Below are 24,879 nucleotides of genomic sequence, written 5' to 3' on the forward strand. Positions count from 1 at the left end.
CGGCGGGAGTGCTCAGCGGCAGGCGGCCCAGAGGCCGACGTCGTCGCGTTCGGCGTCGCGGGCAGCGTCGACCATGAGCTCGGCATAGGTGGTGTTCGGCTCGATCGACAGCGGCGTCGCGTATCCCTGGCGGACGAGTTCGTAGTTCACGAAGATGCCGTCGCTCGCTCGATAGACGTAGGCGAGCAGGCGGCCGTAGTCGTCGCGGGCGACGACGTCGCGTTCGAGTCGGACCGGTGTGCCCACGTCGATCAGCGCGCGTGCGTACTCGTGGGCCGCGTCGGCGAAGCACTCGGCGTCGTTGCCGGGGCGGTCGCCGCTCGACTCGTGGGCGATCTCGGGGGTGTCGATGCCGGTGAGTCTCACCCGTTCCTCGACACCGTCGATGATGACGTCGATCGTGTCGCCGTCGACCACCCAGTCGACGACGGCGTTCGCCTCGACCGCTCCGGGCGTGGGTGTCGGCGTGGTGGTTGCGCCGGTGGCAGCGTCATCGCCGTCGCACGCACCGAGCGCGGCGACGAGGGCGAGTCCACCAGAGAGTGCGAGGGCGCGACGCACCAGGGCATTCAACCAAGGTGCGTCGCGGACCGGACGTCAGAGGCGTTCGATGATGGTGCCGGTGCCGAGGCCGCCACCGCAGCACATCGAGACGAGGCCGTAGCGGCCACCGGTGCGCTCGAGCTCGTTGAGTGCCTTCGTCATCAGGAATGCGCCGGTGCCGCCGAGCGGGTGACCCAGTGCGATCGCGCCGCCGTTCGGGTTCGTCTTCTCGAGGTCGGCGCCGACCTCCTTGGCCCAGGCGAGCACGACCGACGCGAAGGCCTCGTTGATCTCGAAGATGTCGATGTCGTCGATCGACAAGCCGGTGCGATCGAGCAGCTTCTGTGTCGCGTCGATCGGGCCGGTGAGCATCAGGACCGGGTCGACACCGACGAGGCATGCGTCGACGACCCGAGCTCGCGGCGTGAGCCCGAGCTCGTCGGCCTTCGCCTCCGTCATCACGAGCAGCCCGGCCGCGCCGTCGGAGATCTGCGACGAGTTGCCGGCGGTGTGGACACCGTCTTCGCGTGCGACCGGCTTGAGGGTCGACAGCTTCTCGAGCGACGTCTCACGCAGCCCTTCGTCGCGGGCGACGGTGTGCGTCGTCTCGAGCAGCTCGCCGTCGTCGCCGCGGTCGGGCGCCTCGATCTCGATGTACTGGCCGTCGAATCGGCCCTCGGCCCAGGCGCGAGCGGCGCGCTCCTGCGAGGCGAGTCCGAACCGGTCGGTGTCGTCACGGGAGATGCCCCACTTGTCGGCGATGCGCTCGGCGCCCTCGAACTGGGAGGTCATCTCGTACTGGTCGAAGTAGGTGCGCGGGATCGGCACGCCGAGGCCGAGCTGCTTCGCCGAGTTGGAGCCGATCGGGATGCGGCTCATGACCTCGACACCGCACGCCATGGCGACGTCGACGGTGCCCGATGCGACCAGCGAGGTGGCGAGGTTGGTCGCCTGCTGGCTCGAACCGCACTGGGTATCGACGGTGGTGGCGGCCGTTTCGAGCGGCAGACCCGCCGCCAGCCATGCGGTGCGGGTCACGTTGAAGCTCTGCTCGCCGACCTGGCTCACGCAGCCGCCGACGACCTGTTCGATCGCCGACGGGTCGATGCCGGTGCGGTCGACGAGACCCTGCTGCACGTTCGAGAGCACCTCGGCAGGATGGAGGGTGGAGAGGCCGCCACCGCGCCGCCCGATGGGCGTGCGGAGGGCATCGACGATGACGACGGAGCGGGAGTTCGACATGGTCGAAACCCTACGGCACCGTGGTGTTCCGCCGACGAGCCGGGAGCGGACTCAGCGGGTCATCTGGATGCGGAGTTCGTTGCGCTGACCTGCGGTCCAGTCGGCGACGAACGTGAACCGGTCGCCACGGATGAGCGTCAGGCGCCATTCGATCGGTTCGCCCTTGCAGGCGCCGAGCCGCTCGATCGCGAACACGGCTTCGCCCTCGTCGAGCCCGAGGATGTCACGCTCGTCGGCGGTCGGGATCTTGGGGTGGATCTGTTCCCAGCCCTCGCCCGGTCGCTTGCCGAGCGTGCGCTCGAGCTCGTTGTAGAGCGACGTGTGGGTGAAGTCGGCGTCGAGCAGTGGTTCGGCCACGTCGGCGGGCAGCCAGATGCGGTCGATGGCGAGAGGTTCGTCGCCGGCGTAGCGGATGCGGTCGATGAGCACGAGCTCGGTGTCGGGGTCGAGGTCGAGCCGTTCGGCGACCTCGGCGTCGGTGACGCGCTCGAGCGCACGGACGACGCTGTGCTGCTCGATCCCTGCTTCCTCGACGACCTGGAACAGGCTGTAGAGCGCACCGAGCGACCGTTCGAAGGTGCGATGGTCGACCGAGGTGCCGACGCCGCGTGCGCGGCGGACGATGCCGTCGGCGCCCAGCTGCGCCACTGCGTGGCGCGCCGTATGGCGGCTCACCTCGTAGACCTCGATCAGTTCCCGGTCGGTCGGGAACCGGTCGGCGAAGTGACCGAGTTCCATGCGGCGTCGCAGCTCGCGTTCGAGCTGCGCCCACAGGGGCACGTCGCTCGAGCGTTCGAGCGGTTCGGCGAGATCGGCGAAGTCAGTCACAAGAGGCCCAACAATAACGGTGACCGGGCCCGTCGACGCCGGACCCTCGTCGGGCCTGCGCCGTTCGTCGGGGTCAGGCCCGATACGCCGACGGCGTCGGCTTGAGGGGGCGGGCGTACCACAGCGGGCGCCTCAGTCCGCCCGGGCCCGGCGCGGGCCGTGTCTTGGCCAGCCAGTCCCGGTACGCCTGGCGTGACTCGGCGGTGTCGACGACCACGTCGCCGTGCTCGTCGCCGGGCTCGGCCGGTGCGACCCGGACGCGCTGATGCCAGCACTGCATGCCCGAGATCGGGTCGGGCTGCACGGCGAAGCTGAGGTTCTGGTGCACACCGGTGTCGTTCCACCAGATGCGTCGGGTGTCGGGATCGCCCCCGTTGGCGCTCCCGCTCGAGTCCCACGTGCGCATGCCGTGCTCGCGGGTGAGGGTCCAGCGCGTCCCGTCGTTGGCGATCCGTGCCTTGCCGGCGCTCCACGAGCGGGCGTCGTCCTCCTCGACGCGCCAGCGCCCCATGTGGTGGCTGGCAGCGACGACGCCGGGGCGGATGCCCTCCGTGCGCCATGCGGCGATGACGAAGTGGCCGATCCTGGTCGACACCCGGACGAGGCCGTTCTCGTCGATGCCCAACTGTTCGGCGTCGGACGGGTGGATCCACAGCGGGTGTCGATGGCTGATCTCGTTGAGCCACTTCGAGTTGGCCGAACGGGTGTGGATCAGGGTCGGGATCCGGAACGTCGGCAGCAGGATGCGCTCGTCGCCGTCGAGATCGAGATCCTCCCAGTGGACGTGGCTCGGGATCCAGGTCGGTGTGGCGTACTCGGGCCACCCCCAGTCGCGGATGGTCGTCGAGAACAGCTCGAGCTTCTTCGACGGGGTGGGGAAGCCCTCCTTGATCTCTCCGTCGATCTCGACGGCCGGTGATCCGTCGCCCAGCTTCGCCAACTGCAGATCGTCGAGGGTGTCGTCGGAGCCGTCCCACCCGCCCGGGGTGCCCGGCTTTCGGTACACGCCGTCGGCATCGCGGATGCAACCCTCGAGTTCGGCGGGGTCGACCGGCCGTTCGTACGGCGTGATCTGGTCGCCCGGCACGGGGTACGCGCCGCGGTCGCGCATGTACTCGAGCGTGGTCTGGCCGGCCGCGGCGGCGGAGTCGGCCAGGCCGGGGATCCCGTCGAAGAGCCTGCCGTAGTACTCGTCGACACCGACCGGATGACCGGGTCGCTCGGCGCTCTCGAAGAACTGGCGAACGCCGAGCGACCCGTCCGGATCGATCCTCCACGACAGGTCGATCCAGAACTCGTTCTCTTCCCACACCTCGCCCTTGTTGAACTCGTGGGTGCGGCGGTCGGGGTCGATCGGCGCGCCGTCGCGCAGTTCGGCGTAGCGCCGCATCACCGGTTGACGAAAGCCCACCCAGCGGCCGGCGTGGGTCTCGAAGCTGGCGAGATCGTGGCGTTCGGAGCCGACCCCCATGGGCAGGACGTAGTCGGCGTACCAGGCGGTCTCCGACCAGGTGGGCGTGAGGGCGACGTGGCACTCGACCTTCGACTCGTCGAGGAGGGCCTCCATCCACGAGAAGCCGTCCGGGTTGGTCCAGATCGGGTTGTAGACGCGCGAGAAGTACGCGGCCAGCTTGCCGCGGCCTTCGTTCAGGAAGTGGGGGAGCAGGATCGACATCTCGTGGTACGAGAGCGGGTACTCCTTGGGCCACGACAGCTCGTTCCAGCTGGTGATCGGCTGCCCGCCGAACGGATGCGGCGGCGCCATCTTGTTCCAGCCGTTGCCGGCGGTTCCGCCGACCGTGGCCACCGACCCGGTGAGTACGTTGATGAAGAACAGGCAGCGGGCGACCTGCCAGCCGCCGAGGTTGCCGGCGCCGGCGGAGCGCCAGTTGTGCGACGCGAACTTGGTCGGGTGGGCGCCGATGATGCCGGCGATCTCGCGGATCGTGTCGGCGGCGACGCCGGTGAGGTGTTCGGCGCGCTCGGGGGTGTACTCGGCGTACTCGTCGAGCAGGGCTCGTTCGAGTGAGTCGAACTCGCAGGGGAGGTCGGGTCGCGTCTCGCGCAGGTACGTCTCCCAGTTGACCCAGCGTCGCACGAAGTCGCGCTCCCAGGTGCCGTGCTCGAGCAGCAGCTTCACGATCGCCAGCAGGAGGAATGCCTCGGTACCGGGCCAGGTCGACAGCCAGTAGTCGGCCTTGGCGCCGGTGTTCGACAGGCGTGTGTCGACGCAGATGACGGTCGCCCCCTTGGCCTTGCCCTCCATGATCCGCTGGGCATGGGGATTGAAGTAGTGCCCGGTCTCGAGATGGGACGAGATCAGGAAGATGACCTCCGCGTTGGCGTAGTCGCTCGACGGTCGATCGTGCCCCATCCACGACTGGTAGCCGATGCGAGCGTTCGACGAGCAGATGTTGGTGTGGCTGTTGTGGCCGTCGACGCCCCATGCCTCGAGCACGCGCTCGGTGTAGCCGTCTTCACCCGGTCGCCCGACGTGGTACATCACCTCGTTCGTTCGGCCGTCGACGATCGCGTCGCGCACCCTGGCGCCGATCTCGTCGAGCGCCTGGCCCCAGTCGATCCGCTCCCACCGCCCGCTCCCGCGAGGTCCGCTGCGCTTGAGCGGGTGGAGGATGCGTTCGGGATCGTCGACCTGGTTCAGCGTCGCCGGGCCCTTGGCGCAGTTCCGGCCCCGGCTGGCCGGGTGCTCGGGGTTGCCCTCGAACTTCGCGATCTCGCCGGTTTCCTGATCGACGAACGCGGTGAGGCCACAGGCGGCCTCGCAGTTGAAGCAGGTGGTCGGCACGATCGTGTAGCGCCGCTCCTCACGCTTCGGCCACGCCTGCGCGTCGAGTTCGGTCCAGTCGTGCCAGCGATCGTGGGGCGGATGGTTGGCGAGCGTCATCGTGCGGCCTTCCTCATGACAGCGGGACCGATTGACCGGCCCGGACGTAGGCGTCTTCGTAGGTGAACAGGCCGATCAGACCGGCCACGCCGGCCGCGGCGGCGGTGGAGGGTGATGCGTCGTCGATCGCGAGCGAGGCGGTGAGCAGACCCGCGGGCACCACCAGACCCACGCCGACGCCACCCCACCAGAACTCGGTGGCATACGCGCCTCGGGTCATCTCGAGCGTCGCGAGCTCGACGTGTCGTGATCCCTTCGACCAGAGTTCGGAGGCGATCAGCAGGGCGAGCGCACCGATGCCGGCGAGGAACGCAATCCGGATCGAGCGGATCTCGGGCACGTCCATCAGGAGGTCGAGCATGGAGAACGCCGCACCGCCGGCGACGACCGCTTGCGCCAGCAGGATCGGCAACAGCAGCGGCGTCTGCCAGAGGTCACGCCCCTCGCACTGACCGAACAGGAACGCCGTGTACCCGGCGACGGCTGCGGCGAGCACCGCCGTCGGGAGTGCCAGCACTGCGAGTACGCCGCCGGCGTCGGCGATACCGGCCAGGCCCCACACGGCGACGACCGCTGCGAACGCGCCGAGGATCCACGCGCCGCGCACCAGCCACGAGCGGGTGTTCGACTTCGTGAGGATGAACAGGAACCGGCTCGGCTGTTTGAGATCGGCGATCAAGAGTGCACCGGTGATCGCCGTGAAGACGCCGGCCAGCACCGGCGGGACGACGCCCACGGCCGCCTGTTCGGAGCCGTGCCCCATCGCGACGAGGAGCGCGGCGAACAACATCAGACCGGCGGCGATCGCCTTGGTGACCAGATAGCCCGACACCTTCGACTGCCACGTGAGGTGGTGTGCGGTCGTGTACGTCGTGCGTGCGACGATGCCCGGTCCGGCGTGCGCCTGCATCGTCGGCGTCAACGTCGGGTGGTCGGGGGTGGTGTCGGCCCAGATGAGCCCGTCGTTGCGGATCGCCGTGCGCGTCGGGTCGAGCGACGCCTGGTCGACGCCGCGGTAGAACACCTTCGGGTCGGTGCCCTGCTCGGGGGCTCGGACCGCCGTCTTGTCGCGGGCGACGATCTTCGACACGGGGGAGTCGGGGTCGTCGAGGTCGCCGGTGACGATCGCCTGGGTCGGGCAGACCACGACGCACGCCGGTTCCAGGCCGACCTCGACCCGGTGATTGCAGAAGTTGCACTTGTGCGCGGTGTTGGTCGCCGGGTTGATGTAGATCGCGTCGTAGGGGCACGCGTTCATGCACGACTTGCAGCCGATGCAGCGGGCGTCGTCGAAGTCGACGACGCCGTTGTCGGCCCTGAACAGGGCACTCGTCGGGCAGATCGTGATGCACGGGGCGTCGTCGCAGTGGTTGCAGCGCATCACCGAGAACGAGCGTCCGGTGTTCGGGAACTCGCCCGTCTCGATGTACTTCACCCAGGTTCGGTTGACGCCGAGCGGCACGTCGTGCTCGCTCTTGCACGCGACGGTGCAGGCATGACAGCCGATACAGCTGTCGGACAGCAGTGCGAACCCCAATCGTGTCATCGATCCCCCCAGATCGTGCATCCATGCCGCGCCCGGTCATGACCTCGAGACCGGGCGCGACATGAACGATGTGGTCGCCGTCAGGCGAGTCCTTTGAGCATCCCGTTCCAGTACATGGCCGGGAGGCCGTACTTCTTCAGGTACCAGTACGAGCGATGTGGCTTGGCCGGGTCGAACATCCACCGTGGGAACGACGGCGTCATCTCCATCGAGTAGTCGAACTCCGCCATCAGCATCGCCTTGCTCGAGACGACGAGCGGACACGACGCGTAGCCGTGGTACTCGCCGCCGAGCTCCTGGTTCTTGAGATAGGCATCGACGTTCTCGACGACGACCGGCGCCTGCTTGCGGATCGCTGCGCCGGTCTTCGAGTTCGGCGTCGAGCCGGCGTCGCCGAGGGCGAAGACGTTCGGGTACGTCGTGTGCTGCATCGTGTGCTTGTCGACGCTGACGTAGCCCGGACCTTCACCGGTGGAGAGCGGGCTCGCCTTGATCCAGTCGGGCGCCGACTGGGGCGGCACGAAGTGCATCACGTCGTAACCGAGGGTGTCGGACGTGCCGTTCTCGCCGACCGCAGCGATCGTCGCCTTTCGGCCGGCGCTGTCGATCGCGACGACCTCGGACTGGGTGTGCAGGGTGATGCCGTAGTCGGCGATCACGGCGTCGAGGTTGTCGGCGATCTCGGGGATGCCGAAGATGCGTGGCGTCGGGACGACGAGGTGGATGTCGATGTCGCCGAGGACACCTTCCTTGCGCCAGTGATCGGCGGCGAGGTAGGCGATCTTCTGGGGCGCTCCGGCGCACTTGATCGGCCCGGCCGGCATCGTGAAGATCGCGGTGCCCGAGGTGGTCGAACGGATCATGTCCCACATCTTCGGGGCGAGGTCGAAGCGGTAGTTGGACGACACGCCGTTCTTGCCCATCGTCTCCTGCGCGCCCTCGATCTTGTCGAAGTCGAGTTGGATGCCGGGGCAGACGATCAACGCCTCGTACTCGTACGACGAGCCGTCGCTGCAGGAGACGGTGTTGTTGTCCGGATCGAACGACTCGGCGGCCTTCTTGATCCAGGTCGCCTTCTTCGGCATGACCGACGCTTCGGATCGCTCGGTCGAGGACAGCTCGGAGAGGCCGGCGCCGACCAGCGTCCAGAGCGGTTGGTAGTAGTGCTTGTCGGACGGTTCGATGACGGCGAGGTCGGTGTATCCCTTCCGCGCGAGTCGTGCGGCGACCGTGATGCCGGCGGTGCCGCCGCCGATGATCACGATCTGGTGCTTGGCGGTGGTCGCCATGGTGCCCCCTCGGGTTGTCGTGGTGTGAGGTTCCCGGCCCGCCGGACCACCGCCGCTCGAGCGGTGGCCCGGCAGGTCGGACGTTGATGTGTCAGGCGGACTGGACCGTCTCGGCCCAGGCGCCGTAGCCGCCGATGATGTCGCTGACGTCGACGAAGCCCTTCTGTCGCAGCAGGCTCGCGGCGACCGACGATCGGTAGCCGCCGGCGCAGTAGACGACGGTCGGGCGAGTGACGTCGAGCTCGTCGACACGGCCGGGGATCTGGCCGACGGGGATGTTGACCGAGCCGGCGATCGTGCCCGCTTCGAGTTCGCCCGGGTTGCGGACGTCGACGATCTGGAGGTCGCCGATCGAGCGGGTCCGCTCGTCGAAGGCCTTGGCGGTGAGTCGCGACGCGACCTGCACCTCGTCTCGGTGGTCGAGCATCACCTTGAACGGTTCGGCGACGTAGCCGATGACCCGGTCGAAGCCGATGCGGGCGAGCCGGTTCTTGCCCTCGAGCTCGAAGCCGGGCTCGACGAACAGCACGATGTCGACGTCGGACGGGATGACCGATCCGGCGAACTCGGCGTACCGACCCTCGAGGCCGACGTTGACCGCTTGGCGGAGGTGGCCCTGTGCGAACTCCTCGGGCGTGCGGCCGTCGACGAGCATGGCGCCGGCGGCGAGTGCTGACTGGACCTCGTCGTACGAGAGCGCGGTGGGGATCGCTTCTTCGTCGAGGAGGTCGCGGTCCTTGCGGTTGAGGATCGCGTCGTACACGAAGTAGCTCGGTGCCGGTGGCTGGCCTTCGGTGACCAACGCCATGAACGTCTCCTTGTCGGGAGCGCGCAGGGCATAGTTGGTCTCTTTCTGTTCGCCCATCGTCGACACGAGTTCGGTCGACAGGTTCTTGCCGCACGCCGAACCGGCACCGTGAGCGGGGAAGACCTTCGTCGCGTCGGGGAGCGGCATCAGCTTGGTGTGCAGGCTCGTGTACAGGTGCTCGGCGAGCTCTTCGCGGGTGAAGCCGATCGAGGCGAGCAGATCGGGACGGCCGACGTCGCCGATGAAGAGCGTGTCGCCGGTCAGGACGCCGTGCGGCGTCTCGTCGTCGGCGTGTTCGTACACGACGATGCTGAGCGACTCGGGTGTGTGCCCCGGCGTGTGCAGGAACTCGAGGGTGACGTCACCCAGGGAGTAGCGCTCGCCGTCGGCGACGCCCATCGACTCGAACTCGGTCTCGGCGACCGAGGAGAAGACGATCTTGGCACCGGTGGCTTCGGCAAGTTCGAGGTGGCCGGAGAGGAAGTCGGCGTGGAAGTGCGTTTCGATGACGAGTTCGATCGTCATGCCGGCGGCTTCGGCGTCGGCGATGTACTCGGCGACGTCGCGCTGTGGGTCGACGACGACGGCTCGGCCGGTCGTCTCGTCGCCGATGAGGTACGAGGCGTGCGACAGGCACTCCAAGTAGTACTGGTTGAACAACATGTGAGCCCCCACTCCTTTCGTTGTCGGGTGAGACTCTAATAGTACGGACATTTGCTTGGCAAGTGGAGGGCGATTGGTCCCTCCGTTGCCGGGGTCAGTGGTTTCTGGGAAGTCGTGTCTGGGAAGCGGTGGCCGGCACCGAGGCGCCGACGAGGACAGTGGTGAGACCGACGTGGCTGTCAGTCGCGCATGTCGGCGAGCACGTCGTCGATGACGCACTCGGGCCCCCGGTTGTACGGGAGCTTGGCGAGCAGCATGCCCATGGCGCAGGTGTTGGACAGCGCCGAGAACAGGAGTCCGAAACCGACGCCGCCGGCGAGCGCGCGGGCCTTGGGGAACTTGATGCTCGTGAGGATCGAGGCGAGCACGATGGAGCCGGCGACGCCGCGCACCTGGCGCTCGAGCGTCCACTTCTCCTCGCCCTTGACGACGTCGCCGCCGGCGGTCTGCCAGGCGCCGATGCCACCGTCGAGCACGCGGAGGTTGGTCTTGCCGGCCGAGTTGAGCTTCTCCTGGGCGGTTGCGGCGCGATTTCCGGAGAGGCACACGAGCACCACGGGTGCGTCGAGGTCGGCGACCGCGTCGACGTGCTCGGCGAGCTGGTCGAGCGGCACGTTGTACGAGCCGGGGATGTGGACCGACTCGAACTCCGACGTCGTGCGGACGTCGAGGATGCGGGTGCGGGGATCCTCGAGGCGGAGCTGGCGCAGCTCGCTCGCGTGGATCGTGGTGGCGGCGGGGGTGTCGGTGATGGTCATGATGTGGCTCCTGGGGTTGGTCGGATGGTCGGGGGTCGGATGGTCGGGGTTCAGGGGGTCGGGGCGGTCGGGGCGAGGTCGAGGTCGTCGACGATCTCGGTGAGTTCGCCGGAACGGAGGTCGTGGACGGCGCCGCGCAGTGCGACGCGATGCTCGCCGATCGCCGTGCCGAGCGGCCCCCGGTCGCGTCGGAGGCGGCGGAGGTTCCGTCGAACGTTCGCGTCGACGGCCTCGTCGAGGTCGGTGCATGCATCGCACCCGTCGAGCATCTCGTCGATCGGTTCGAGCACGGCGCGCAGTTCGGGGGCGATCGTCGGCGACATGGCTGCGGTCACGGCGCCGCAGCCCGAGTGGCCGAGCACGATCACGAGCTCGACGCCGAGCACCTCGACGGCGTAGGTGAGGCTCGCCACGACGTCGGAGGTGGCACTGTTGCCGGCGATGCGGACCACGAAGAGGTTGCCGGACGGCTGGCCGAACAGCAGCGACGGCGGGACCCGGGCATCGGAGCACGCCAGGACGGCGGCCGAGGGTTCGTGTGCCGGAAAGGTGCCGTCGTGGTCGTTGGTCCGGCTCGCCTCGGCGTGAGAGGCGACCATCGACCGCCACGTCAGATCGCCGGTGGTTCCGGTATCAGGCATGGCTGACCTCCGTGTCGACCGTGTCGGCCGGGCGTTCGTCGTGGCGCTCGTCGATCCCGAGTGAGCGCAGTGATTCGGGCAGGGTACCGGGGTGGGTCACGGCGTCGACCGCCATCGCCGCGGTGGCGTGGATCCGTCCGTCGAGGCGGTCCCACAGGCCGGAGCGTCGGAGGACGTCACGGACCGGACCCTTCACGTCGCACAGGTGGATGTCGACCTGGCGTTCGTCGAGCTCGACCAGGATCTCCGACAGTGCTTCCACGCCGGTTGCATCGATGTCGTTGATGCCGGAGCAGTCGACCACCAGCGCCGTGACGTCGCCGCCCGAGATGGCATCGGCCTCGCCGAGGAGCAGCTTCTTGACGTGTTGGGCGTTGACGAACGAGAGGGCGGCGTCGATGCGCACGACGCGGACGCCGTCGGTGACGGACGCCTCGGGGAAGCGCTCGACGTTGCGATAGCTCGTCGTGCCGGGGATCTGGCCGAGCACGGCCGAATGGGGCTTCGACATGCGGGCGAACACCACGAGCATCGAGGCGACGACGGCGACCAGGATCCCGAGTTCGATGCCGAGCACCAGGGTGGCGACGAAGGCGACCGAGAGACCGATCAGGTCGGACCGCTTGACGTGGGCGATGTGGCGCATCTCTCCGATGTCGATCAGGTTGATGACGGCCACGATGATGATCGCTCCGAGCGCAGCGTTGGGCAGCGAGCTGAACAGCGGGGTGAGGAACAGCACGGTCAGCAGGATCAGGATCGCCGTGACGATCGACGCGAGCGGCGTGCGTGCGCCGGCGGTGTCGTTGACGGCGGTGCGGCTGAATCCGCCCGTGACCGGATAGCCACCGAACAAGCCCGATGCGACGTTGGAGGCGCCCAGGCCGATCAGCTCCTGGTTGGCGTCGACGTCGTAGCGGTGGCGGCGTGCGTAGACCTTCGCGACGGCGATCGACTCCATGAAGCCGACGAGCGTGATCACGAACGCGGTGCCGATCAGCGATCCCATCGTGCCGGTGTCGAAGTCGGGGAGCCCGAATGCCGGCAGCGAGCTCGGGATCTCGCCGACCGTCTTGACCCCTCGGTCGGTCAGGTCGAACAGTTCGACGGCGAGGATCGAGGCGATCACGAGCACCAGCGCACCCGGGACCCGGGGCACGAACTTCTTCATCAGCACGAGGAGGGCGATGCTCGCCACGCCGAGGACGAGGGTGGTCCCGTTGGTCCCATCGATCTGTCGGACGACTTCCTCGACCGTCTCGTAGAAGTGGTCTTTTCGTTCGGTGGTGATGCCGAAGAGGTGCTTGACCTGGGAGAAACCGATGATGATCGCCGCGGCGGCCGTGAAACCGACGAGGACGGAGTGGGACAGGAAGTTGACGACGAATCCGAGCCGACCGAATCCGAGCACCAGGTGGACGGCTCCGACCATCAGGGCGAGCAGTGCCGCAGCACTGATGTAGCCGGCCGAACCCTGTTCGAACAGCGGCGAGAGTGCCGATGCGGTCAGCAGTGAGACGATCGCGACGGGGCCGACGGCCAGCTGGCGCGACGTGCCGAACAGCGCGTACACGAGGACCGGGACGATCGATGCGTAGAGGCCGACTTCGGGCGGCAGTCCGGCGAGCAGTGCGTAGGCCATGCCCTGGGGGACCAGCATGGCGCCGATGGTGAGACCGGCTGCGAGGTCGGGGCGGAGGTCGTCGCGGTCGTACCGTCGGGCCCAACCGAGGATGGGGAGCAAGCGTGTGAGTGACATGTGGGAGTTCTCTTCGAGCGTCAGGTGTCGAGCGTCGGTTGCGTCTCGGTCGGGTGGGTTCCGGACCGATCGTATTGTACGGACATTTGCCACACTAGTGGAACCGGACGTGGTTGACAACCCCCCGGGGGTATCGGCGGCGTGCCGGGATCGATGGTTGCTCGGACGTGGCGAGTCGCGGGTGTAGCGTCGCTCCGATGACGATGACCGACGAGCTCCTCCAGCGCTACCGGGCGACCCTGCCCTCGTTCCTGTCGCCGTACTACGCCGATCCGATCGCGATCGATCACGGCAGCGGCTCGTACGTGTGGGATCTCGACGGCAACCGCTACCTCGACTTCTTCGGCGGCGTCCTCACCACGATGATCGGTCACGACCACCCGGCCGTCACGGCGGCCGTGCAGGAGCAGGCGGCCAAGGTGATGCACACCTCCACGCTCTACCTGAGCGAGCCGATGATCGAGTTCGCCGAAGCGGTCGCCGAGGCGTCGGGCATCCCCGATGCACGCGTGTACTTCACGCCGTCGGGCAGTGAGGCGAACGACGCCGCGCTGCTGCTCGCCAGCTCGTATCGGAAGTCGAACCAGTTCCTGGCGATTCGGAACAGCTACCACGGCCGCGTCTTCTCGGCCCAGGCGATCACGTCGCACTCCTCGTGGCGTTCGACGTCGCACTCCGGGCTCCAGGTGTCGTTCGTGCACGGGCCCTACAAGCTGCGGTCGCCGTTCCGAGACCTCGACGACGATGCGTTCGCCGACGCGTGCGTCGACGATCTCGTCCAGGTGCTCGACATGACGTCGGCCGGCGACGTCGCCGCCATGATCGCCGAACCGATCCAGGGTGTCGGCGGGTTCGCCACGCCGCCCGACAACCTCTTCGGCCGGATGGGCAAGGAGCTCTCGAACCGCGGGATCCTCTTCATCGCCGACGAGGTGCAGACCGGATGGGGTCGCACCGGCGACCACTTCTGGGGATATCAGGCGCACGACATCGTGCCCGACATGCTCACGTTCGCGAAGGGTGTGGGCAACGGCATCACGCTCGCCGGCGTCGTGGCTCGCGCCGACATCATGGACTCGATCAACGTGCTCCAATTCTCCACCTTCGGTGGCAACCCGCTGTCGGCGGCGGCGGGTCTGGCGACGCTGCGCACCGTCCAGAACGAGGGTCTGCAGGACAACGCCAAGGCGATGGGGGAGCGGTTCGCCGCTGCGATGACGCCGGTCGCCGACGCCACCCCGTGGATCGCCGAGATGCGTGGCCGTGGGTTGATGTGGGCGTTCGAGTGCTGCGAGCCGGGTGGTATCGAACCCGACAAGCAGCGCACCGGCGAGTTCCACGAGGCGTGCAAGCGGCACGGTCTGCTGGTCGGCAAGGGTGGTCTCTACGGCAACGTCGTGCGCCTCGCCCCGATGCTGAACGTCACCGCCGACGAACTCGACGAGGGTATCGAGGCGCTGCGGGCCGCCATCGCCGACGTGAGCTGAGCGCGACACGACGCCGCCGCTCGGCCGCCCCGACTGCCGTCTCGGGCCCTCGGGTCCGGTCGCCATCGCTCCTCCTGATCGGTGGCGAGGCGCGGTCGACGTCGTGCTCGCCGTGCTCTCCAGTATCGGTCGCGAGCCCGGGGTCGCCTAGGGCCGGACGTCCTCTCCGGGCTGTCGATCCGAGTCAGCCGAGCGGGATCACGTGCGCGCCGGTCGCGGCGTGGCCGAGGGTGAGAACGGTCCGGCCGCTCAGCGCAGTGATCACCGACTCGTGTACCTCGGTCGCCATCGACGGGTCGAGGTGGGCGGTCGGTTCGTCGAGCACGACGATCCCGTGCGACGACAGCAGCCCGCGTGCGAGCGCGAGCCGCTGTGCCTCGCCGCCGCTGATCGCGGCGCCACCGCGTCCGAGCGTCGTGTCGAGACCCCGGGGGAGTGCGGCGACCCAGGTGTCGAGTGCCACGATGCGGAGTGCGTCGACGAGTTCTTCGTCGGTCGCGCCGGGGCGGGCGAAACGTAGGTTCTCCCGAACGCTGGTGTCGCCGATCCACGGCTGTTGTTCGAGCCACACGACGTGACGCTGCACGATCGTCGGATCGAGCGCTCGGACGCTGTGGCCGGCGAGGTCGTAGTCGCCGCCGTCGAGCAGCGCGAAGCGCACCAACATCGCCGCCAACGTCGACTTCCCGACGCCGCTCGGTCCGACGACGCTCGTGACCGACCCGGGCGCGAGGTCGAGGTCGTACGGTCCGTGCTGTTCGGCCGAGCCCGGCCACCGAGCGATCGCTGCCGACGTCACGAGTCGAGGTGGACCGTCGACGGCCTCGACCGACGTCGCGGCGCCGGATGCGTCGTCGGCGATCGCGACGTGGGGCGAACGGAGGGTGAGCACGTCGGTCACCCGACGCGCCGACGCTGCGACCTCCGGACCGGAACGCAGCGCATCGACGAGACCGGCCGCCACCTCGCCGATGGTGAGCGGCCAGAGGACCAGGAGTCCGAGCACCGGCGCGGACATCGCGCTGTCCGGGCCGTAGCCGCGACCGACGAGGACGAGGACGAGGGCCGCCATCGTGACCGGCCCGGCGGCGACGACGGCGGCGCTCACGGATCGAGCGCGGGTGCGACGCTGCTCCCATCGGTCGACCTCGTCGCCGGCGGCGTCGATGTCGGCACGTCGCTCGTCGAGCAGTCGGTGGGCGACGAGGGCGTCCAGGTGCTCGGTCGTCGACAGGGTGATCGACGCCAGACGGGAACGGGCGCCGGTGATCGCCGGCCCGATGCGGCGTTCCCTCGTGAGCTCGAGCAACGGTGCGGCCACACCGACCGTCAGCGCGACGACTGCGACGGCGGCACCGGCGACCGGGTCGATGACGGCCATCACGATCACCGACGCCGTCACGGTCGAGGCGAGCGCGACCACGGGCACGATCAGCCTGACGAAGAGGTCGAGCAGCCGGTCGACGTCGTGCACGACCCGCTGGGCGACATCGCCCCTGGTCCAGCCGGGTACGCCCTCGGGGGCGACGGTGGCGAGATGGTCGACGAGGGTCGAACGCAGTTCGCTGAGCGAGGCGAGTCCGGCGTCGTGGCTCGTCAGCCGCTCGACGTACCGGAAGACGCCCTTGCCGATGCCGAAGCCTCGGACTCCGGTCACGGCGACCGACAGCGCCGCCAGCGGCGGCATCTCGCTGGCGCGGACGATCAGCCACGCGGCGGTGGCGGCGAGGCCGAGTGTCGAGACCTCGGCCATCACGGCGAAGAACGTCGCCATGACGAGGCGACGGCGGGCCGGCCGGGCAACAGCGAGCACCCGACGGATCGCCGTCCAGGTCGACACGGGGGTCGACTCGACGCGGGTCGACGACGGCACGACGAGCGGTGCGTTCGTCGACGGCGCCTGCGGGTCACTCGAACGCGGTTCGGACGCCGAGCGCCGGGGAACGTCCGACCGGGCGACGTCGACGACATGATCCGCCACGTCGGCGAGAGCCGGGTCGTGCGTGGCGACGACGACGATGGCGTCGTGACGTCGCGCGAGGTCGACGAGCGCAGCGATCACCGCGGCAGCGTGGCCGGCGTCGAGATGGGCGGTGGGTTCGTCGGCCAGCACCACCCGGGCGCGTCCGGAGCGCACGGCGACGACCGCTCGGGCGACCTGGACCCGCCGCCGTTGACCGCCCGACAACTGTGTGGTCCGTGCCTGCTCGTAGTCGATCAGGCCGAGTTCGTCGAGCGCCGTCGTCAGGGTCGCTGCGTCGGCGGTCGACGCAGCCCGAACCTCGTCGACGACGAGGTCGGCGACCGTGTCGTGGCGCTGATCGACCACCGCAACAGCGTCTGCCCACTGCTCGACGTCGAGCAGCGCTACGTCCGCGGTGCCGTCGGCGTCGACGACCTCGATCGATCCGCGGCGTTCGGCGAGTCGGCCACGGAGTGCCGTGAGCGTCGTCGACTTGCCGGTGCCGCTCGGCCCGACGACGGCCGTCACCTCGCCCGGTCGGAGATCGAGATCGAGCCCGCCGAGCAGGTTCGGTCGCCCGGGCCGGTCGACGTCGAGCCCGCGGACCCTGATCGCCGCGATCCGGCCGACCGGGCGGTCGCCGCCGAGCAGCACCGGCCGCTCGAGTACCTCGTCGAGATCCGCTGCCGCATCTCGTCCGGCCTGGGCGGCGTGGAAGCCGGCGCCGACGCGACGGAGCGGGAGGTAGCACTCGGGGGCGAGCAGCAGCACGACCAGACCGTCACGGAGGTCGAAGCCGCCGTTGGCCATTCGGAGGCCGATCTCGACGGCGATGATCGCGACCGACAGGGTCGCGAGGAGTTCGAGTACGAACGCCGACAGGAACGCGATCCGGAGCGTCTTCACCGTCGTGTCCCGGTACTGCTCGGAGACCCGCCGCACCTGGTCGGCCTGGGCGCTCGCCCGGCCGAACAGGCGAAGGGTCGGCAGCCCCTCCATCACGTCGAGGAAGTGGCCGCTCAGCCGCTGCAGCATCGCCCATTGGCGCTGTGTCCGCTGCTCGGTCATCAACCCGATCAGGATCATGAAGATCGGAATGAGCGGCACCGTGACGACGACGATGGCTGCCGAGATCCAGTCGACCGACAGGATCCGGAGCCCCGCGGCGAGCGGGACCGCAACGGCGACGAACAGCGCCGGCAAGTAATCGCGCACGTACGGCTCGAGTTGGTCGATGCCACTCGTCGCGACGGTCGCTTCGCGGGAGGCGAGACCTGGTGCTGCCCGATCGGCGTCGACGGCAGCGTGGTCGACGACGTCGGTGCGAAGGCCACGACGCATCGCGACCATGGTCCGGCCGGCCGAGCGCTCGACCGTCCAGGCCGTCGCTGCACGCACCAGCGCAATGATGGCAAGGACGACGAACGCCGTCCGGAGGTCGTCGTGGCGGCGTTCGATCGCCAGTCGGCTGACTGCGCGGGCCAGGACTTCGGCTTGCGCGACCGTGACGATCGCGAGCACCGCTGCCGCCACACCGGCGACGATCAGGTGGCCGACGAGCGCCGGCGACCGTCGAACGAGCCCGACGTCGATCGGCCCGTTCGAGCTGGACGTCATCGAGGGTCAGTGGGCCGCGGAGGTCGGGATGTGGTGACGCCCGACCCGCTTGCGGAAGATCCAGTAGGTCCACGCCTGGTACAGCAGGACGACGGGCGTCATCACGAGGGCGACGACCGTCATGACCTTGAGCGTGTAGTCGGCGGAGGAGGCGTTGTCGACCGTGAGGCTGTACGCCGGGTCGATGGTCGACGGGAGCACGTCTGGGTAGAGGCTGCCGAAGAGCATGACGATCGCGAACGCGATCGCTGCGCCGGTCCCGACGAACGCCCAGCCGTCTCGACCGGCCCGGCCGGCGACGATCGAGGCGACGAGTCCGACTGCGGCGAGCAGCAACGGGATCCAGGTCCAGCCCTCACCGGTGTCGAGCTGGGTCCACAGCAGGAACGAACCCCCGAGCACGACGGCGACGGCGCCGAGCATCGTGGCGGCCGACTGCGACCGACCCTGGATGTCGCCGGTCGTCTTGAGCGCCAGGAAGTTGGCGCCGTGGAAGGCGCACAGCGCGGCGATCGTGACGCCGCCGAGCAGCGAGTACGGCGTGATGAGGGTGAAGAGGTTGCCGGTGAAGTTGCCGTCTGCGTCGATCGGTACGCCGTGGACGATGTTGGCGAACGCGACGCCCCAGAGGATCGCCGGGACCCACGAGCCGATCGCGATCATCAGGTCCCACGTCGACTTCCACCGCTTCGTGCTGACCTTGCCGCGGTATTCGAACGCGACGCCGCGCACGATCAGCGCGATCAGGATCAGGAACAGGGCCAGGTAGAAGCCGGAGAAGAGCGACGCATACCAGTTCGGGAACGCGGCGAACGTGGCGCCGCCGGCGGTGAGCAGCCACACCTCGTTGCCGTCCCAGACCGGCCCGATGGTGTTGATCATGACGCGCCGGTCGATCTCGTCGTTCGACAGTGGGTGCAGCAGCATGCCGACGCCGAAGTCGAAGCCTTCGAGGAAGAAGTAGCCGGTCCAGAGGACGGCGATGATGATGAACCAGAAGTCGGTGAGTTCCATCGTGCTGCTCCTCAGTACGCGAAGGCGAACTGCTCGTCGTCGGCGTCGGTCGGGCTGCCACGGTCGGGTGGTGTGTCGCCGTCGTGGTCGTCTCGGTCATGGTCGTCGTGGCCGCTGTCGTCGTCACGGTCGCTGTCACCCCAGGGGTGGTCGACCGGCAGGGCGAACATCGTCGAATCGGGTCCGGCTTGGACGTATCTGGTGAGGAGGAAGATCTCGACCACGGCGAGGATGCCGTAGACGGCGGCGAAGCCGAACAGGGAGATCGCCACCTCGGTCGTGCTGAGCGACGGCGACACGGCGTTCTCGGTGAGGAGAGCGATCTTGAGATCGCCGTCGAGGTTCGGGGCGACCACCCAGGGCTGACGCCCCATCTCGGTGAAGATCCACCCGAACGCGTTCCCGAGGAACGGCGTGAGCATCGTGAAGACGGTGAGTGGCGTCATCCACCGGCCCGTCGGCAGTGCGCGACCCTTTCTGGTCAGCCACAGGCTGACGACGGCGACGCCCATGCCGAAGAAGCCGAAGCCCATCATCGCTCGGAAGCTCCAGTACGTGACGATCAGGTTCGGCCGATAGTCGCCCTCGCCGTAGAGCTCGCTGTACTCCTCCTGCAGGTCGAGTACACCGGGGATCGTGGCGTTGAAGTCGCGGTCGGCGAGGAACGAGGTCAGGCCGGGGATCACGAGCGAGCGCACATCGCATTCGGCGTCGACGTTGCCGACGGCGAAGACGGAGAATCCGGCGCCTTCTTCGGTTTCGCAGAGCGCCTCGGCGGCGGCCATCTTCATCGGTTGCTGATCGAACATGATGCGGGCCTGTTCGTCGCCGCTGATGATGACGACGGCGGATGCGGCGAGCGTCAACCAGAGGCCGAAGCGCATCGCGTACCGCATCCCGCGGCGGTCGGGGTCGCCCGGGTCGCGCCGGATCAGGTACCACGCCGCGATCCCGGCGACGAACAGTCCGGCGGTCATCACCGACGCAGCGATCACGTGGGGATAGGCGGCGAGCGTCGTGACGTTGGTGAGCACGGCCCAGATGTCGGTCATCTCGGCACGACCGGTCTCGGGGTTGTAGGTGGCGCCGACCGGATGCTGCATCCACGAGTTGGCAGCGATGATGAAGTACGCCGACAACCAGGTGCCGATCGCTGCCGCCCAGATGGTGGCGAGGTGCAGCTTCTCGGGGATCCGTCCCCAGCCGAAGATCCAGAGGCCGAGGAACGTCGACTCGAGGAAGAAGGCGACGAGTGCCTCCATCGCCAGTGGTGCACCGAACACGTCGCCGACGAAGCGGGAGTAGTCGGCCCAGCCCATCCCGAACTGGAACTCCTGCACGATGCCGGTGACGACACCCATCGCGAAGTTGATGAGGAACAGCTTGCCGAAGAACTTCGTGAGCCGGAGATCGGCCTCGTCACGGTGCCGGTACCACCGGGTGTGGAACCAGGCGACCATCATCGACAGGCCGATCGTGAGGGGCACCATGAAGAAGTGGTAGACGGTCGTGATGCCGAACTGCCACCGTGCAAGGGCGAGCGGATCCATGAGAGCGAGTCTTGCACGCCGGTCGAAAGATCCGGACATGGTCGACGGCGAGATGAGTCACGATCTCTCGTGACCAAAGTCCCTGGACCCGGTTAGTATGTACGGACAATTGATCGGCGGATGATCCGTCGGCTCCGCAACCCCCACGAGGTCCCCATGTCACGCACGACCACGCTGTCCACCGTCCTCGCCGCAGGCATCGCCGTCGTCGGGCTCGCAGCCTGTGGCGGCGGCGACGACACGCCCGTCGCCGAGGCAGCCGCCGAAGCACCGGACGGATCACCGGGCGGTGACGCCGTTGCGGGTGGCGACCCGGTTCCGTTCGGCCTGGTCGACCCGGCGACGGCGGCCTCGCTCGCGCAGGACGACACGATCACGGTGATCGACGTCCGCACCCCCGAGGAGTACGCCGAGGGGCACATCGAGGGCGCCACCCTGTTCGACTTCTACGAGCCGACGTTCGCCGACCAGCTCGCCGAACTCGACCGCAACGGCACCTACCTCCTGTACTGCCGGTCGGGCAACCGCTCGGGCCAGGCGGCGTCGATCATGAGTGAGCTCGGGTTCGACCAGGTGTACGACGCCCAGGGCGGCGTGATCGCGTACGAGGCCGCCGGCCTCCCGCTCGAGAACTGACGGGGCGTACCGTGGCGGGATGACGTTCCGCCCGCTCAACGTGCCGCCGCCCGACCACCAGGGTGAGCACCGGTACGTGCACGTGATCGGCGCGTCGGTGTTCGTCGACGACCGGCCCGCCCACGACGACTGGGACACCCACTTCGTCGGGGTGGTCGACGATCTGGCCTGGTGGGCGGTCGACGTGCCGCCCGACGCCGACGACCCGAGCTACGGCGCGGCCCTCGATCTGCGGGCGTTCTTCGGGCGGGCGCCCGAGCATCACTGGCTGGCGGCCGGTCGAGGCGTCCAACTCGTGGAGTGGGCTCGAACACATCGCTTCTGTGGTCGATGCGCGGCGCCGACGGTGCCGTCGGCCGAGGAACGCTCGATGCGGTGCGCAGTGTGCGGTCTCGTCGCGTTCCCGAGACTCGCGCCGGCGATGATCACCCTGGTGACCCGTGGCGAACCCGGGCCCGACCAGGAGGTGCTGCTCGCACGTGGCGTCCAGTGGTCGATCCCGATGTATTCCTGCCTCGCTGGGTTCGTCGAACCCGGCGAATCGCTCGAAGGCGCGGTCGTCCGCGAAGTCGAGGAGGAGGTCGGCATCGTCGTCACCCGACCCCAGTACTTCGGGAGTCAGCCGTGGCCGTTCCCGAACAGCTTGATGATCGGCTTCACGGCGGCGTACGAGTCGGGCGAGATCGTCTGCGACCCGACGGAGATCGCCGACGCCGGCTGGTACCGCCGGGACGACCTGCCGATGATCCCGCCCGGGATCTCGATCGCCCGGCGCCTGATCGACGCCTGGGTCGATCAGGTGAAGTAGCCGAACACGTCGATCACGAGGTGTCCGAGTGGTGTCGACGCATCGACCGGGCCGTCCTCCACCCGGAACCGTCCCTGCCCCTGCGCGACGGCGATGACGGCGCTGGCCGCCCTGGTCGAGCCGGCCGTCGACCAGTTCAGGACCGAGGTCGACGGTTCGGGCGACCCGGCGGCCCATCCGTTCACGTGACCCGCTCGTGCCGCTCCGGCGATCGTCGTGTTCCACACGACCCCGCTCGCCGAGGCCGGGACGCCCACCGTCCGGGCGTCGACCGTGACGGCCTGTCGGTCGCGCAACGCGCCAGTGGAGGTTCGTGAGTCGAAGGCTCGGTCGGGCCGGATCGCGACGAAGCGTCCGTCGGTCGAGGCGCTCGCCACCGGCGAGGTGATGTAACCGGTGACGTCGACGATCACATCGGCGCGCCCGTCGCCGAGGAAGAACGAGGTCAGAGCGATGCGTCCGTCGTCGTCGACCGGGACGATCGCCGCGTTGGCCACCGTGTCGCCGGCCGTCACGTTCAGCGTCGACGTCGTGCCGACCGCATCGGTTCGGCCGGCTGGGATCGCCTGGACCCAGCCGTCGGCGCTCGCGCGTGTGGCGGTGACCGTCACCACCCAGGCGTCGACCGTGCTCCGATCGACGCCGGACGGCAGCGGAACCGTTCGGACCTCGCCCGAGCCCAACGGCGAACCCGAGCGCGAGTCGAGGACGCGCTGCGCAGCCTCGAACTCGACGAATCGGCCGGCAGACACGGCGTCGGACTCGGCGCGGAACCAGCCCAGCAGGTCGACGACGATGTGGCCGCGAGCGATCGAGTTGATCGAGATCGAACCGTCGGCGCCGAGTGGCACGGTGGCGAAGTTGGCTCTCGTCTGCCCGGGGCGGTCGATGTTCAGGTTCGAGAACGCACCGAGCTCGGCGCTCTCCGTCGGGAACGCCTGCACGTGACTCGGCCGGTCGGCGGTGACGCTGACGATGTTGACGGCGACCGCCGTGACCCCGTTCGGCGGCAGGCCGGCTGCCCCCGCCACCGGGAGGTCGAGTGTCTCTCCCGGCCAGAGCTCACCGATCAAGTCGATCGGGCCGACGGCGCGGTCGGGGCGGGTGTCGAGGACGCGCTGCGGGACGTCGAGCGGCTCGAAGACGGCCGGGCGGTCGTCGATGCCGACCTGCTCGGGCGGTGACGACAGCGTGAACTGTCCGTGCCCGAAGCGGTTGTCGACGCCGGGGTCCCCCCGGTCGATGGTCTGGTTTCGCAGGTACGAACCGAGCGGTCGACCGCCGGCGGCGAGTCCGGCGTCGAGCACGAGTGCCGCGGCGCCGGCCACGACGGGTGCGGCGGCGCTGGTGCCGGAGAACGTCGAGCCGTAGACGGTGTTGGAGAACCCGGACACGGCGGCGAGGTCGGGCGCTTCGCGTCCGTCGTTGGTCGGTCCCTGAGAGGTGTACGACGCGACCTCTGATCCGAACGGGGGATCGATCGCACCGACCGCGACCACGCCGGGGTCGTCGCTGTCGACGATCGGGACCGAGGCCGAGTACGGCGCCTGGGTGAACTGGGCGATGCCGTTGCCGTAGTCGGTCACCTCGATGACGTCGTTCGAGATGTCGCCGCCGAGCCAGCGCAGCCGCAGGTAGAGCCGGTTGCCGGGATCGGGGCAGTAGCCCTGCTCGAACAGTTCGATCGGAGTGGCCCCGGCGCGCTGATCGGCTGTGCTCGTCGCGACGACCGTCCCGGCACCCGGCGAACCCGACGGCGCTTCGACGAGATACGCGTCGTAGTCGGTGCGTTGGGCGGCGGGGAGGTCCCAGTCGGCGGCCCAGCGGATGCCGCCGAGTTGGACGCAGCCGCGGAAGTCGAGATAGGTGTCGGTGCCGCTGGGCCCGAACGCGACGTACGACCCACTCAGCCGGGCCGGTTGTCGGTAGTAGCGACGCTCGCCGTTGTTGCCGCCGGAGTTCACCCAGGTGACGCCGCGGGCGGTGGCCGAGGCGGCGATGTCGTCGAGCGTGCCGCGGCCGTCGCCCGGACCGTCGTAGCGGCTGCCGAGTGAACGGCTGATGACCTGGACACCCTTGGCGACGAACCAGTCGACGAGGATCTGGTAGTCGGCGGTCGTGGCCGCCTGACCGATGAAGATCTCGGCGTCGGGCGCGACGTCGCGGATGATCTCGACGACGGCGACTCCATGGCGCTCACCTCCGAGGTCGATGCCGTCGAAGAAGTCGGCCGAGCAGTCGGCGCCGAGCGCGACGCACCGCGCGGTTGTTCCGGCGACCGGGAGCGGGCCGTGTTCGGCGATGTCCCAGAAGGTCGTGTCGAAGAAGTCGATCACCCCGACCTTGACGCCGGTCCCGGTGAAGCCGGCGTCGTGCCAGTCGTCGGCGCCGATGTACCCCTCGGCGCCGCCGGTCGTCGGGCCGTACTGCTCGAGCCACTCGAGCAGGTCGTCGGGCGCCTCCGGGATCTGTTCGGGGCGGACGTCGACGAGCACCGGGTCGCGGACGACCACGTCGGCGTCTGCGCCGATCTCGTCGAGTTCGTCGGCGGCTGCCTCGTCGGGGACCTCGACGAGGACGACCCCGGGCGCCGAGGCGATGACGGTGCCGCCCTCGTCGGCGACCTGCTCGACGACCTCGGCTTCGTCGACGGCGTCGTCGACCAGGACCTCGACCGTGACCGTCGACGTGTCGGTCGGGTCGGCAGACGGCTCGCCCGCCGAGTCGCCGGTCGCCGTGGCCGATGCAGACGCGAACGTCGTCACGACGGCGAGCGCCGTCAACGTGGCGACGGAGGCGTGGAGGCGTGGCACGAGGGTGAT

At 68.9% G+C, this 24,879-nt stretch carries 17 protein-coding genes; 3 read left to right on the plus strand and 14 right to left on the minus strand.

Annotation, left to right across the window (positions count from 1 at the left end):
• Positions 1-12 precede the first annotated feature (12 nt).
• The 10 genes from BDK89_RS08425 to BDK89_RS08470 form a co-directional block, all read right to left on the minus strand.
• Positions 13-561: a thermonuclease family protein gene (locus tag BDK89_RS08425; protein ID WP_166657464.1), complete on the minus strand. Its 549-nt coding sequence runs from the start codon at positions 559-561 to the stop codon at positions 13-15.
• A gap of 36 nt (positions 562-597) precedes the next feature.
• Positions 598-1,785 (minus strand): steroid 3-ketoacyl-CoA thiolase, encoded by a 1,188-nt coding sequence (locus tag BDK89_RS08430; protein ID WP_133868526.1) that lies wholly within the window; start codon positions 1,783-1,785, stop codon positions 598-600.
• Between the two features lie 51 nt (positions 1,786-1,836).
• On the minus strand, positions 1,837-2,613 hold the full coding sequence (locus BDK89_RS08435) for a GntR family transcriptional regulator (RefSeq protein WP_243839124.1): 777 nt from the start codon (positions 2,611-2,613) through the stop codon (positions 1,837-1,839).
• Positions 2,614-2,686: 73 nt separating this feature from the next.
• Positions 2,687-5,518, minus strand: a complete 2,832-nt coding sequence (locus BDK89_RS08440) for a molybdopterin dinucleotide binding domain-containing protein (RefSeq protein ID WP_133868527.1) — start codon at positions 5,516-5,518, stop codon at positions 2,687-2,689.
• 13 nt (positions 5,519-5,531) lie between these two features.
• Entirely contained in the window at positions 5,532-7,064 is a 1,533-nt protein-coding gene (locus tag BDK89_RS08445) for a 4Fe-4S dicluster domain-containing protein (protein WP_133868528.1), read from the minus strand.
• Positions 7,065-7,144: 80 nt separating this feature from the next.
• Complete coding sequence (locus tag BDK89_RS08450) at positions 7,145-8,353, minus strand: NAD(P)/FAD-dependent oxidoreductase (protein WP_133868529.1); 1,209 nt, start codon at positions 8,351-8,353, stop codon at positions 7,145-7,147.
• Between the two features lie 91 nt (positions 8,354-8,444).
• The gene (locus BDK89_RS08455; RefSeq protein WP_133868530.1) at positions 8,445-9,824 is read right to left on the minus strand and encodes an MBL fold metallo-hydrolase; all 1,380 of its coding nucleotides are present in this window, start codon (positions 9,822-9,824) and stop codon (positions 8,445-8,447) included.
• 179 nt (positions 9,825-10,003) lie between these two features.
• On the minus strand, positions 10,004-10,582 hold the full coding sequence (locus BDK89_RS08460; RefSeq protein ID WP_133868531.1) for a rhodanese-like domain-containing protein: 579 nt from the start codon (positions 10,580-10,582) through the stop codon (positions 10,004-10,006).
• A 50-nt stretch (positions 10,583-10,632) separates the two neighbouring features.
• Positions 10,633-11,223, minus strand: coding sequence for a carbonic anhydrase (locus tag BDK89_RS08465; RefSeq protein WP_133868532.1), 591 nt, complete (start codon positions 11,221-11,223; stop codon positions 10,633-10,635).
• Complete coding sequence (locus BDK89_RS08470) at positions 11,216-12,982, minus strand: SulP family inorganic anion transporter (protein WP_133868533.1); 1,767 nt, start codon at positions 12,980-12,982, stop codon at positions 11,216-11,218. Before BDK89_RS08470 ends, BDK89_RS08465 begins: the two co-directional genes overlap by 8 nt.
• A gap of 197 nt (positions 12,983-13,179) precedes the next feature.
• On the opposite strand from BDK89_RS08470, the gene BDK89_RS08475 reads away from it, so the two are divergent.
• Positions 13,180-14,469: an aspartate aminotransferase family protein gene (locus BDK89_RS08475; protein WP_133868534.1), complete on the plus strand. Its 1,290-nt coding sequence runs from the start codon at positions 13,180-13,182 to the stop codon at positions 14,467-14,469.
• Positions 14,470-14,653: 184 nt separating this feature from the next.
• On the opposite strand, the gene cydD is transcribed toward BDK89_RS08475, so the two are convergent.
• Genes cydD through BDK89_RS08490 form a run of 3 tightly spaced genes read right to left on the minus strand, consistent with a single transcriptional unit; the run spans position 14,654 to position 20,613 of the window.
• A complete protein-coding gene (cydD, locus tag BDK89_RS08480; protein WP_133868535.1) occupies positions 14,654-18,049 on the minus strand; it encodes a thiol reductant ABC exporter subunit CydD in 3,396 nt (1,131 codons plus the stop codon).
• A 6-nt stretch (positions 18,050-18,055) separates the two neighbouring features.
• Entirely contained in the window at positions 18,056-19,063 is a 1,008-nt protein-coding gene (gene cydB, locus BDK89_RS08485) for a cytochrome d ubiquinol oxidase subunit II (protein ID WP_133868536.1), read from the minus strand.
• An 11-nt stretch (positions 19,064-19,074) separates the two neighbouring features.
• The gene (locus BDK89_RS08490; protein ID WP_133868537.1) at positions 19,075-20,613 is read right to left on the minus strand and encodes a cytochrome ubiquinol oxidase subunit I; all 1,539 of its coding nucleotides are present in this window, start codon (positions 20,611-20,613) and stop codon (positions 19,075-19,077) included.
• A gap of 156 nt (positions 20,614-20,769) precedes the next feature.
• On the opposite strand from BDK89_RS08490, the gene BDK89_RS08495 reads away from it, so the two are divergent.
• Both BDK89_RS08495 and nudC read left to right on the plus strand, forming a co-directional pair.
• The gene (locus BDK89_RS08495) at positions 20,770-21,249 is read left to right on the plus strand and encodes a rhodanese-like domain-containing protein (RefSeq protein ID WP_133868538.1); all 480 of its coding nucleotides are present in this window, start codon (positions 20,770-20,772) and stop codon (positions 21,247-21,249) included.
• Positions 21,250-21,268: 19 nt separating this feature from the next.
• Positions 21,269-22,057, plus strand: a complete 789-nt coding sequence (gene nudC, locus BDK89_RS08500; protein ID WP_133868539.1) for an NAD(+) diphosphatase — start codon at positions 21,269-21,271, stop codon at positions 22,055-22,057.
• Here the strand turns inward: nudC and BDK89_RS08505 are convergent.
• The gene (locus BDK89_RS08505) at positions 22,045-24,870 is read right to left on the minus strand and encodes a S8 family serine peptidase (protein ID WP_166657465.1); all 2,826 of its coding nucleotides are present in this window, start codon (positions 24,868-24,870) and stop codon (positions 22,045-22,047) included. The genes nudC and BDK89_RS08505 overlap by 13 nt on opposite strands.
• Between the last annotated feature and the right edge of the window lie 9 nt (positions 24,871-24,879).

This window comes from Ilumatobacter fluminis, from assembly GCF_004364865.1.
Classification (GTDB): domain Bacteria; phylum Actinomycetota; class Acidimicrobiia; order Acidimicrobiales; family Ilumatobacteraceae; genus Ilumatobacter; species Ilumatobacter fluminis.

What these genes read in the sequence shown, in the direction of transcription:
- BDK89_RS08430 (WP_133868526.1), bottom strand. Translation starts at nt 1,785, where the DNA reads ATGTCGAACTCCCGCTCCGTCGTCATCGTCGATGCCCTCCGCACGCCC.
- BDK89_RS08440 (WP_133868527.1), bottom strand. Translation starts at nt 5,518, where the DNA reads ATGACGCTCGCCAACCATCCGCCCCACGATCGCTGGCACGACTGGACC.
- BDK89_RS08445 (WP_133868528.1), bottom strand. Translation starts at nt 7,064, where the DNA reads ATGACACGATTGGGGTTCGCACTGCTGTCCGACAGCTGTATCGGCTGT.
- BDK89_RS08450 (WP_133868529.1), bottom strand. Translation starts at nt 8,353, where the DNA reads ATGGCGACCACCGCCAAGCACCAGATCGTGATCATCGGCGGCGGCACC.
- BDK89_RS08455 (WP_133868530.1), bottom strand. Translation starts at nt 9,824, where the DNA reads ATGTTGTTCAACCAGTACTACTTGGAGTGCCTGTCGCACGCCTCGTAC.
- BDK89_RS08460 (WP_133868531.1), bottom strand. Translation starts at nt 10,582, where the DNA reads ATGACCATCACCGACACCCCCGCCGCCACCACGATCCACGCGAGCGAG.
- BDK89_RS08465 (WP_133868532.1), bottom strand. Translation starts at nt 11,223, where the DNA reads ATGCCTGATACCGGAACCACCGGCGATCTGACGTGGCGGTCGATGGTC.
- BDK89_RS08470 (WP_133868533.1), bottom strand. Translation starts at nt 12,982, where the DNA reads ATGTCACTCACACGCTTGCTCCCCATCCTCGGTTGGGCCCGACGGTAC.
- BDK89_RS08475 (WP_133868534.1), top strand. Translation starts at nt 13,180, where the DNA reads ATGACGATGACCGACGAGCTCCTCCAGCGCTACCGGGCGACCCTGCCC.
- cydD (WP_133868535.1), bottom strand. Translation starts at nt 18,049, where the DNA reads ATGACGTCCAGCTCGAACGGGCCGATCGACGTCGGGCTCGTTCGACGG.
- cydB (WP_133868536.1), bottom strand. Translation starts at nt 19,063, where the DNA reads ATGGAACTCACCGACTTCTGGTTCATCATCATCGCCGTCCTCTGGACC.
- BDK89_RS08490 (WP_133868537.1), bottom strand. Translation starts at nt 20,613, where the DNA reads ATGGATCCGCTCGCCCTTGCACGGTGGCAGTTCGGCATCACGACCGTC.
- BDK89_RS08495 (WP_133868538.1), top strand. Translation starts at nt 20,770, where the DNA reads ATGTCACGCACGACCACGCTGTCCACCGTCCTCGCCGCAGGCATCGCC.
- nudC (WP_133868539.1), top strand. Translation starts at nt 21,269, where the DNA reads ATGACGTTCCGCCCGCTCAACGTGCCGCCGCCCGACCACCAGGGTGAG.